The organism is Pseudomonas sp. PS01270, from assembly GCF_029959775.1.
Lineage (GTDB): Bacteria > Pseudomonadota > Gammaproteobacteria > Pseudomonadales > Pseudomonadaceae > Aquipseudomonas > Aquipseudomonas atacamensis.
Map to the genome: position 1 here is coordinate 1 of NZ_JASCPT010000158.1, position 10143 is coordinate 10143.

At 62.0% G+C, this 10143-nt stretch carries 9 protein-coding genes; 5 read left to right on the forward strand and 4 right to left on the reverse strand.

Annotated features, from left to right (window positions below):
- Nucleotides 1-221 precede the first annotated feature (221 nt).
- The 3 genes from QMX86_RS25430 to rpmE form a co-directional block, all read right to left on the reverse strand.
- Entirely contained in the window at nucleotides 222-1490 is a 1269-nt protein-coding gene (locus QMX86_RS25430; RefSeq protein ID WP_016772053.1) for a malic enzyme-like NAD(P)-binding protein, read from the reverse strand.
- A gap of 184 nt (nucleotides 1491-1674) precedes the next feature.
- The gene (locus tag QMX86_RS25435; RefSeq protein ID WP_282387487.1) at nucleotides 1675-2457 is read right to left on the reverse strand and encodes a thermonuclease family protein; all 783 of its coding nucleotides are present in this window, start codon (nucleotides 2455-2457) and stop codon (nucleotides 1675-1677) included.
- A gap of 41 nt (nucleotides 2458-2498) precedes the next feature.
- Nucleotides 2499-2720 (reverse strand): 50S ribosomal protein L31, encoded by a 222-nt coding sequence (gene rpmE, locus QMX86_RS25440; RefSeq protein ID WP_016772055.1) that lies wholly within the window; start codon nucleotides 2718-2720, stop codon nucleotides 2499-2501.
- Between the two features lie 288 nt (nucleotides 2721-3008).
- Here rpmE and QMX86_RS25445 point away from each other — a divergent pair, with 288 nt between their 5' ends.
- Nucleotides 3009-5228 carry a primosomal protein N' gene (locus QMX86_RS25445; protein ID WP_282387486.1) on the forward strand — a complete coding sequence of 740 codons (2220 nt, stop codon included), beginning with the start codon at nucleotides 3009-3011 and terminating at the stop codon, nucleotides 5226-5228.
- Between the two features lie 90 nt (nucleotides 5229-5318).
- Here QMX86_RS25445 and QMX86_RS25450 read toward each other — a convergent pair whose 3' ends face one another.
- The gene (locus tag QMX86_RS25450) at nucleotides 5319-5441 is read right to left on the reverse strand and encodes a hypothetical protein (protein ID WP_256674698.1); all 123 of its coding nucleotides are present in this window, start codon (nucleotides 5439-5441) and stop codon (nucleotides 5319-5321) included.
- Here QMX86_RS25450 and argS point away from each other — a divergent pair.
- From argS to hslU, 4 genes are all read left to right on the forward strand, one after another.
- Nucleotides 5440-7176, forward strand: coding sequence for an arginine--tRNA ligase (gene argS, locus QMX86_RS25455; protein WP_024011262.1), 1737 nt, complete (start codon nucleotides 5440-5442; stop codon nucleotides 7174-7176). The two genes, QMX86_RS25450 and argS, sit on opposite strands and share 2 nt — an antisense overlap.
- Nucleotide 7177: 1 nt before the next feature.
- Complete coding sequence (locus tag QMX86_RS25460; protein ID WP_016772059.1) at nucleotides 7178-7888, forward strand: SPOR domain-containing protein; 711 nt, start codon at nucleotides 7178-7180, stop codon at nucleotides 7886-7888.
- Nucleotides 7889-8121: 233 nt separating this feature from the next.
- On the forward strand, nucleotides 8122-8652 hold the full coding sequence (hslV, locus tag QMX86_RS25465) for an ATP-dependent protease subunit HslV (protein ID WP_007968352.1): 531 nt from the start codon (nucleotides 8122-8124) through the stop codon (nucleotides 8650-8652).
- A gap of 55 nt (nucleotides 8653-8707) precedes the next feature.
- A complete protein-coding gene (hslU, locus tag QMX86_RS25470) occupies nucleotides 8708-10045 on the forward strand; it encodes an ATP-dependent protease ATPase subunit HslU (RefSeq protein ID WP_122693250.1) in 1338 nt (445 codons plus the stop codon).
- The last annotated feature ends 98 nt before the right edge of the window (nucleotides 10046-10143 follow it).

A 10143-nucleotide genomic window follows, 5' to 3' on the forward strand; every position in this document is an offset into this window, starting at 1 on the left:
GTCTACTGGAGTAGACATCGTGTCGCTCGAATCGACTTGAACTTGCAGATCGTGACGGCAGGTAAGAAGATCTAAAACCGTCCACCATGTCTCCGAACATGTGTCCACCATGTCCCCGGTACATACAGGGAGAGGGTTAGGGTGAGGGGCTCTTGATCTTCAGGCATAAAAAAGCCCCGACTCTCACGAGCCGGGGCTTTTGTTTGACACGCTACAACGACTTAGCCGTTGAACACGTCATCCACGCTTTTCAGCGGGTAGTTCTTCGGATACGGCAGAGTAGCAACGCCGGTCTCGATCGCAGCCTTGGCCACGGCGTCGGAGATCAGGGTGATCAGGCGCTTGTCCATTGGTTTCGGAATGATGTACTCACGGCCGAATTCCAGCGGAGCACCGCCGTAGGCATCGCACACGTCCTGTGGAACAGGCAGTTTGGCCAGTTCGCGCAGGGCGTTGGCGGCGGCGACTTTCATTTCTTCGTTGATGCGCTTGGCGCGAACGTCCAGGGCACCACGGAAGATGAACGGGAAGCCCAGCACGTTGTTGACCTGGTTCGGGTAGTCCGAACGGCCGGTGGCCATGATCACGTCGCTACGGGTGGCGTGCGCCAGTTCCGGGGAGATTTCCGGATCCGGGTTGGAGCAGGCGAAGACGATCGGGTTGGCCGCCATCGACAGCAGGCCTTCGGCGCTCAGCAGGTTCGGACCGGACAGACCGACGAATACGTCAGCGCCTGCCAGTGCGTCTGCCAGGGTGCGCTTCTCGGTAGCGTGGGCGAACACGGCTTTGTACTGGTTCAGGTCGTCACGGCCGGAGTGGATCACGCCGGTACGGTCAACCATGAAGATGTTTTCGATGCGAGCGCCCATGCTCACCAGCAGTTTCATGCAGGAGATGGCGGCAGCGCCGGCGCCGAGGCAGACAATCTTTGCTTCCGGCAGGGTTTTGCCAGCGATTTCCAGGGCGTTGATCATGCCCGCAGCGGTCACGATCGCGGTGCCGTGCTGGTCATCATGGAACACCGGAATGTCGCACTGCTCGATCAGAGCGCGTTCGATCTCAAAGCACTCTGGCGCCTTGATGTCTTCCAGGTTGATGCCACCGAAGGTGATGGAGATGCGCTTGACGGTGTCGATGAAGGCTTGCGGGCTTTCGGAGTCGACTTCGATGTCGAATACGTCGATGCCGGCGAAACGCTTGAACAGCACGCCTTTGCCTTCCATTACAGGCTTGGAAGCCAGTGGGCCGAGGTTGCCCAGGCCGAGAATCGCGGTGCCGTCGGAAATGACTGCCACCAGGTTGCCCTTGCCGGTGTATTTGTAGGCCAGTTCAGGATCGCGAGCAATCTCGCGCACTGGTTCAGCTACGCCGGGGCTGTAGGCCAGCGACAGGTCGCGGGCGGTAGCAGTGGCCTTGGTGAGCTCGACACTCAGCTTCCCCGGACGAGGATTGGCGTGGTATTCGAGAGCGGCAGTTTTCAGATCAGACATTTTGGCATTCCGCTTTTTTACTGTTGGACAGACTGGTCAGCGAGGATACGCGCCTCGCAAAGTCCCCACAAGACTGGGCAGTCACCGCTGTCAAGCGCCCTGCCCTACGACTTTGGGCCAAGAGCCACGGCGCACAAGGGCTGGACTGTTCACAATCAGCCGTAAAAATGTCTACAATTTTTCTTCAGCGCGGTACGTGCAGCATTGAAGGATCGGTCAATGGCAGCAACCAGCGCGCCTGACCTTTTGGCAGACCACCGCGCCGGGATCGGTCAACCACCCAGCCACGCGCCTCGATCTGCCTGCCTTTCAATGCTTGCAAACCAGCACTGTCAAATTGTCCGAGCAGATTGGGTGCAACCCGCAATACAAGCGTATCCTGCAACTCGATCCAGATTCCGCCGCGATTGCGCTGCACCTTGCTCACCCGACCGCTTACTACGGCGAAGCCCGAACGCTGGATCTGCTGCGCTTTCTGCACCGGTGATTGCCGCCAGAGACCAAGCCCGGACTGTCGCGCGCTGCGTTCGGCGGCCTGCTGGCAGGCGACCAGATCGATGTTCGGCGCCACCGCGACCTGAAAACCCAGGCCAGCGGCAAGCATCTGCGCTTCGAGATTGGCACCGCTGACACTGTAAACATGCGCCAGCGTACGCCCGTAATGGTCTTTCGCCTGCTTGCCGGGCCGCAGACCGACCCGGCCGCCGCTGTCATCGACCAGCGCTTGCAGGCGTTTGCGCGCTGCCACGGCGAAGGGTTCGTCGCTGCGGCCCTGCTTGCCCAGCTCCGGCGCATTGAGACCGATCATGCGCACATTGCGCCCGTCGCTCAGGCGCAGGGTGTCGCCATCGACCACCCGCTGCACGGAAACGCTGGCCAGCCCTGCGGGTGCCGGGCAGAACGCCTGGGCGGCGGACAGCCAAATCGCAGACACAAAAAAGGCGCCCGCGAGGGACGCCTTTTTCATCAGTCTGGAGCAGTCGAAGCGACCTTCCAAAATGATCAGCCTCAGGCTTTTTTGCCGACGCCGAAAGTAGCGAAACGGTCTGCGAACTTCTGCACACGGCCGCCGGTGTCCAGAGTCTTCTGCTTACCGGTGTAGAACGGGTGGCATTCGTTGCAAACGTCGATCGCCAGGGCTTTGCCGTAGGTCGAACGAGTTTCGAACTTGTTACCGCAGCTGCAGGTAACAGCGATTTCCGGGTAGTTCGGATGGATTTCGGCTTTCATGGTGTCTTCCTCAGGCTAGCGTGCCGCCACCCAACACTATTGTTGAATACCGCACGTAATTAGGCCGCGGATTCTACCAGACCTTTTCAATCGCGCAAGCTGTCACCGAGACCGACCGTCTGCTAGGCTCCCGACCTTGAACGCGTTCCCCTGTGGGAGCGAGCTTGCTCGCGAATGCGTTGTGTCAGTCAATGTCCAAGCGTCTGATACACCGCCTTCGCGAGCAAGCTCGCTCCCACAATTGATCTGCGTTCAACCCTTCTTTTGCGTTTATAGAGATCCCCCCGCGTGCCCGACGCCATTCTGCGCCTTGCCCTGCCTTCGCCTCTGCGCCGCCTGTTCGATTACCGGGCGCCGGCCGGGGTGCGGCGCGAGCAATTGCAGCCGGGCATGCGCCTGCGGGTGCCGTTCGGCCGGCGCGAGATGATCGGCATTCTGGTCGAGATCACCGACACCAGCGAAGTGCCGGCAGAAAAACTCAAGCCGGCGCTGGCCCTGCTCGACACGACATCGCCGCTGCCGCCAGCGCTGTTCAAGCTGTGCCTGTGGACCGCGCAGTACTACCAGCACAGCCTCGGCGACACCTTGAACTGGGCCTTGCCGGTGCTGCTGCGTCAGGGCGAGTTGGCCGAGGCCCGGCAGGAACGCTTCTGGTCGATTGCTCCGGGCGCCAGCGTTGACGACCCGCGAGTGGCCCGCGCGCCACGCCAGCGCGAGGCGCTGACCACGCTGGCCCAGCATCCTCACGGCGTCGCCCATCAGTTGTTGAGCAAATTGATGCTGAGCAAGGACAGCCTCGATCTGCTGCTGGCCAAGGGGCTGGTGCAGGTCGAAATCCGCCGCCACGCTCCCGGCGTTCGCCATGAACATTGGCTGGCGCAACCGGAGCTGCCGCTCAACAGCGAACAGCGCGCGGCGTATGAAGCGATTCGCGCCGGCTTCGACAGTTACCACGCGTTTCTCCTGGCCGGCGTCACCGGCAGCGGCAAGACCGAAGTCTATCTGCAGCTGATACGCGAGACCCTCGAAGCCGGCAAACAGGCACTGGTGCTGATCCCGGAAATCAACCTCGGCCCGCAGACCCTGGCGCGTTTCGAACAGCGCTTCAATGCGCGCATCGCCCTGCTGCACTCGGCGGTAAATGATCGCGAACGCCTGGAAGCCTGGCTCGCCGCCCGTGATGGCGAGGCCGACATTATTATCGGCACCCGTTCGGCGCTGTTCACGCCAATGAAAAATCCCGGGCTGATCATCATCGATGAAGAGCACGACGGTTCCTATAAACAGCAGGAAGGTCTGCGCTACCACGCTCGCGATCTGGCGCTGGTACGCGCACGGCAGGAAAACATCCCGATCGTGCTCGGCTCCGCCACGCCGTCGCTGGAAAGTCTGCACAACGCTTACACCGGCCGCTACGGCCTGCTGCGCCTGAACGAGCGCGCCGGCGGCGCCAAGCAACCGCGCTTTCTGCGTCTGGACGTCAAAAGCCGTCCGCTCGACAGCGGTATCTCCGGACCGATGCAGCAAGCCATCGGCCAGACCCTCGCCAACGGTCAGCAGGTGCTGGTGTTCCTCAACCGTCGCGGCTTTGCCCCGACCCTGCTCTGCCACGATTGCGGCTGGATGTCCGAGTGTTCGCGCTGCGATGCGCGCATGACCGTACACCAGCGTTACGGCGAGTTGCGCTGTCACCACTGCGGCAACGTTGAGCGCACGCCACGCCAGTGCCCGAAGTGCAGCAAGGTCGATCTGCGCCCGGTCGGCGCCGGTACCGAACGCGCCGAAGAGCGTCTGGCGATTCTGTTCCCGGATTACCCGGTACTGCGCGTCGATCGCGACAGCACCTCGCGCAAGGACGCGATGAATCAGTTGTTCGCGACGATCCAGAAAGGCCAGCCGTGCATTCTGGTCGGCACGCAGATGTTGGCCAAAGGGCACCATTTCCCAAGGGTGACGCTGGTATCGATTCTGGATGCCGACGGTGGCCTGTTTTCCGGCGACTTCCGCGCCAGCGAGCGCATGGCGCAACTGATCGTCCAGGTCGCCGGGCGCGCCGGCCGGGCTGAGGAGCCGGGCAGGGTGATCATCCAGACGCATTTGGCCGACCATCCTTTATTGGTGCAACTGACCGAGCAGGGTTATTTCGCCTTCGCCGAACAAGCCTTGAGCGAGCGCCGCGCGGCCGGGTTGCCGCCGTTTGCCCATCTGGCGCTGTTGCGTGCCGAGGCGCACAAGCCGGGGCAGGCGGAAGGTTTTCTCGATGAAGCGTGCAGCGCGGCCGAACGCTTGCTGGCGGAATTGAATCTGAGCGGCATCGAGCTGCTCGGGCCGGTGCCGGCACCGATGGAGCGCCGCGCCGGGCGTTATCGCGCCCAGCTGTTGTTGCAGGCGACCGCGCGGGCACCGTTGCATCGCTTGCTGGCCAGCTGGATGCTGGTGCTGGAGCAGATGCCGAGTGGGCGGGCAGTGCGCTGGTCGCTGGATGTTGATCCCGTCGACTTGTACTGATTGATCGATTGCTATCGCTGGCAAGCCAGCTCCCACAGGGACTGCGCCGCTCTTGTGGGAGCTGGCTTGCCAGCGATAACGGTCGAATTGTCACCACAAATCCATAAGCTGCCTGCTAAGGTTGGCAAGCCCGTCTTCGCAACGGATAATGCCCAGTTTTTCCACCCGCGCATCGATGCGCCCGCCGCGCTTGCGGTCGAAAGAGAAGACCATGAAAGACACCATTCGCCAGCTGATCCAGCAAGCCCTCACCCAACTCGTCAACGAAGGTGTGTTGCCTGAAGGCCTGACGCCGGCGATCCAGGTGGAGAACGCCCGCGACAAGACCCACGGCGACTTCGCCAGCAACATCGCCATGATGCTGGCCAAGCCTGCCGGCATGAAGCCGCGCGATCTGGCGGAGAAAATCATCGCCGCCCTGCCCGCTGACGAGAACGTCACCAAGGCCGAAATCGCCGGCCCGGGCTTCATCAATTTCTTCCAGAACACCCAGGCACTGGCCTCGCGCCTCGACGCCGCACTGGCCGACGCCCGTGTCGGCGTGCGCAAGGCCGGCCCGGCGCAGCGCACCGTGGTCGATCTGTCGGCGCCGAACCTGGCCAAAGAGATGCACGTCGGCCACTTGCGCTCGACCATCATCGGCGACGGCGTGGCCCGCGTGCTTGAGTTCCTCGGCGACGAAGTGATCCGCCAGAATCACGTCGGCGACTGGGGCACTCAGTTCGGCATGCTGATGGCTTATCTGCAGGAAAACCCGATCACCAGCGACGAATTGTCCGATCTGGAAAACTTCTACCGTGCGGCCAAGCAGCGTTTCGACGAGTCCGAAGAATTCGCCGACCGCGCCCGTGGCCTGGTGGTCAAGTTGCAGGCGGGCGACGCTGAATGCCTGGCGCTGTGGACCAAGTTCAAGGACATCTCGCTGTCGCACTGCCAGAAGATCTACGAACTGCTCAACGTCAAACTGACCATGGCCGACGTGATGGGCGAAAGCGCCTACAACGACGACCTGATCAATGTGGTCAACGACCTCAAGGCTGCCGGCATGCTGGTCGAGAGCAACGGCGCCCAGTGCGTGTTCCTCGACGAGTTCAAGAACGCCGATGGCGACCCGCTGCCGGTGATCATCGTCAAGGCCGATGGCGGTTACCTGTACGCCACCACTGACCTCGCCGCCGTGCGCTACCGCAGCGGCAAGCTCAAGGCTGATCGCGCGTTGTATTTCGTCGACCAGCGCCAGGCCCTGCACTTTCAGCAGGTCTTCGCTGTGGCGCGCAAGGCCGGTTTCGTCACCCATCCGATGGAAATGGAGCACATGGGGTTCGGCACCATGAACGGCGCCGACGGCCGTCCGTTCAAGACCCGTGATGGCGGCACCGTGAAGCTGATCGATTTGCTGACCGAAGCCCAGGAACGTGCCTACAACCTGGTGAAAGAGAAGAACCCGACCCTGGCCGAGGACGAGTTGCGCAACATCGCCAAGGTCGTCGGCATCGGCGCGGTGAAATACGCCGACCTGTCCAAGCATCGCACCAGCGACTACAGCTTCAACTTCGACCTGATGCTCAACTTCGAAGGCAACACCGCGCCGTATCTGCTGTACGCCTACACCCGCGTGGCCGGTGTGTTCCGCAAACTGGGCAAGGACTTCAGCGAAGTCGACGGCCAGATCGTCCTCGAAGCGGCGCACGAGCAGGAGCTGGCGGCGAAGCTGGCGCAGTTCGGCGAAGTGCTGAACAACGTGGCTGAAAAAGGCACCCCGCACATTCTCTGCACCTACCTGTACGACGTCGCCGGCCTGTTCTCCAGCTTCTACGAGAACTGCCCGATCCTCGCCGCCGACACCCCGGCGCAGATGCAGAGCCGTCTGCGTCTGGCCGCACTGACCGGTCGCACCCTCAAGCAAGGCCTGGAGCTGTTGGGTCTGGAAACTCTGGAGCGTATGTAAGTTGGCTGCCAAGAAAAAACCTGCACCCAAACGCGGCGCCAGCCGCTATCAGGCCCCGGCGAAACAACCGATTCCGGGCTGGCTGTGGATGGCCATCGGCCTGACCGTCGGCGCGTTCATCGTGTTTCTGATGAAACTGGAACCGGGCAAGGGCAGCGACACGGTCAAGCGCGAGAAAGTCGAACAGCAGCAGAAAGCGTCGAAGATCGCCGAGGCCAACAAGACCCCGCCGAGCCCGACGCAACCGGTGAAACCGAAGTACGACTTCTACACCTTGCTGCCGGAATCGGAAGTGATCGTGCCGCCGGACGCGGTACCGGAGAAGACCCTGCCGACGCCGCAAGTGCCGGCCATCCCGACCACGCCGGTAACCCCGGCCGAAGCGGCGAAGATCGACACCGCACGGGCGCAGGCGGCTCTTGCCGGGATCACGCCGCCGCCAGCGCCGCCAGTGAGCAAGGCCGCGCCAGTGACCAAGTTCTTCCTCCAGGCCGGTTCGTTCCGCAAGGAAACCGATGCTGACAAGGTGCGTGCGCAGATCATTCTGCTCGGCCAAGCCGTCGCGGTGGAGTCCGGCACGGTCAAGGATGAAACCTGGTACCGCGTCTTGGTCGGCCCGTTCAGCAACCGTGAACAACTGACCACGGCGCAGAAACAACTGGCTGGTGCGGGCTTCAGCAACCTGTTGTTACAACAACGCCAGAGCCGCTGACTCATCGACGATCGTTCCCACGCTCCGCGTGGGAATGCCTCAAGGGACGCTCTGCGTCCCCGGCAGCGAAGGGACGCGGAGCGTCCCGGGCTGCATTCCCACGCGGAGCGTGGGAACGATCAGTTGGCAGACACCGCTCGTCCCCTCACCTGCACCAAGGTTGAAATCCCCTCCAGCACCCCCATATGAATGGGCATAAGGCATTTTCGCCCCGCTGCGTGGAGACTCTTCCCTTGACCACCATCGTTTCAGTCCGCCGCCACGGCAAAGTCGTCATGGGCGGCGACGGCCAGGTTTCTCTCGGCAACACCGTGATGAAAGGCAACGCCAAAAAGGTTCGTCGCCTGTACCACGGCCAGGTCATCGCCGGTTTCGCCGGTGCCACCGCCGACGCCTTCACCCTGTTCGAACGTTTCGAAGGCCAGCTCGAAAAACATCAGGGCCACCTGATCCGCGCCGCCGTCGAACTCGCCAAAGAATGGCGCACCGACCGCTCCCTGAGCCGCCTCGAAGCGATGCTCGCGGTCGCCAACAAGGACGCCTCGCTGATCATCACCGGCAACGGTGACGTGGTCGAACCCGAAGATGGCCTGATCGCCATGGGTTCCGGCGGCGCCTACGCGCAAGCCGCCGCCAGCGCCCTGCTGAAAAAGACCGACTTGTCAGCGCGCGAGATCGTCGAAACCGCTCTCGGCATCGCTGGCGACATCTGCGTATTCACCAACCACACCCAGACCATTGAGGAGCAGGATCTCGCTGAATAAGCCTGTTGCGGCCCATGTGCCACGGCTTGTTTCTGCTTGAGGACCGTCAATTACTATGTCCATGACTCCCCGCGAAATCGTCCACGAACTCAACCGCCATATCATCGGCCAGGACGATGCCAAGCGCGCCGTCGCGATTGCCCTGCGCAACCGCTGGCGCCGCATGCAGCTGCCTGAAGAGCTGCGCGTTGAGGTGACCCCGAAGAACATCCTGATGATCGGCCCGACCGGTGTCGGTAAAACCGAGATCGCCCGTCGCCTGGCGAAACTGGCCAATGCGCCGTTCATCAAGGTCGAAGCGACCAAATTCACCGAAGTCGGTTATGTCGGCCGTGACGTCGAGTCGATCATCCGTGATCTGGCCGATGCCGCGATCAAGATGCTCCGCGAACAGGAAATGACCCGCGTACGCCACCGCGCCGAAGACGCCGCCGAGGACCGCATCCTCGACGCGTTGCTGCCGCCGGCACGCATGGGTTTCAGCAACGAAGAAGCGCCGAGCTCCGATTCCAATACGCGTCAGCTGTTCCGCAAGCGCCTGCGCGAAGGCCAGCTGGACGACAAGGAAATCGAGATCGAAGTCGCCGAAGTCTCCGGCATCGAAATCGCCACGCCGCCAGGCATGGAAGAGATGACCAACCAGCTGCAATCGCTGTTTGCCAACATGGGCAAGGGCAAGAAGAAGTCGCGCAAGCTCAAGGTCAAGGAAGCGCTGAAACTGGTGCGCGATGAAGAAGCCGGGCGTCTGGTCAACGAAGAAGAACTGAAGGCCAAGGCGCTGGAAGCGGTCGAGCAGCACGGTATCGTCTTCATCGACGAGATCGACAAGGTCGCCAAGCGCGGCAATGTCGGCGGCGCCGATGTCTCCCGCGAAGGCGTACAGCGCGACCTGCTGCCGCTGATCGAGGGCTGCACCGTTAACACCAAACTGGGCATGGTCAAGACTGATCACATCCTGTTCATCGCCTCCGGTGCGTTCCACCTGAGCAAGCCAAGCGATCTGGTGCCGGAGCTGCAAGGCCGTCTGCCGATCCGCGTCGAGCTCAAGGCGCTGAGCCCGGAAGACTTCGAACGCATCCTCAGCGAACCGCACGCCTCGCTCACCGAGCAATACTGCGCGCTGCTGAAGACCGAAGGCCTGAACATCCAGTTCCAGCCCGAGGGCATCAAGCGTCTGGCGGAGATCGCCTGGCAGGTCAACGAGAAAACCGAGAACATCGGTGCCCGTCGCCTGCACACCCTGCTTGAGCGTCTGCTCGAAGAGGTGTCGTTCAGCGCCGGCGACCTCGCCAGCGCCCATGATGACAAGGCGATTCTGATCGACGCCGAATACGTCAACAGCCACCTCGGCGAATTGGCGCAGAACGAAGATCTGTCCCGTTATATCCTGTAGGTCACTTCTCCCTGTAGGAGCTGCCGAAGGCTGCGATCTTTTGATCTTGATCCTGAAAAGCAAAATCAAAAGATCGCAGCCTTCGGCAGCTCCTACAG

Bases quoted from the DNA above. Each gene is read 5' to 3' on its own strand.
- hslU (WP_122693250.1), top strand. From the start codon at position 8,708: ATGTCCATGACTCCCCGCGAAATCGTCCACGAACTCAACCGCCATATC.
- QMX86_RS25450 (WP_256674698.1), bottom strand. From the start codon at position 5,441: ATGGTCTTCTCTTTCGACCGCAAGCGCGGCGGGCGCATCGATGCGCGG.
- rpmE (WP_016772055.1), bottom strand. From the start codon at position 2,720: ATGAAAGCCGAAATCCATCCGAACTACCCGGAAATCGCTGTTACCTGC.
- QMX86_RS25430 (WP_016772053.1), bottom strand. From the start codon at position 1,490: ATGTCTGATCTGAAAACTGCCGCTCTCGAATACCACGCCAATCCTCGT.
- QMX86_RS25435 (WP_282387487.1), bottom strand. From the start codon at position 2,457: ATGAAAAAGGCGTCCCTCGCGGGCGCCTTTTTTGTGTCTGCGATTTGG.
- argS (WP_024011262.1), top strand. From the start codon at position 5,440: ATGAAAGACACCATTCGCCAGCTGATCCAGCAAGCCCTCACCCAACTC.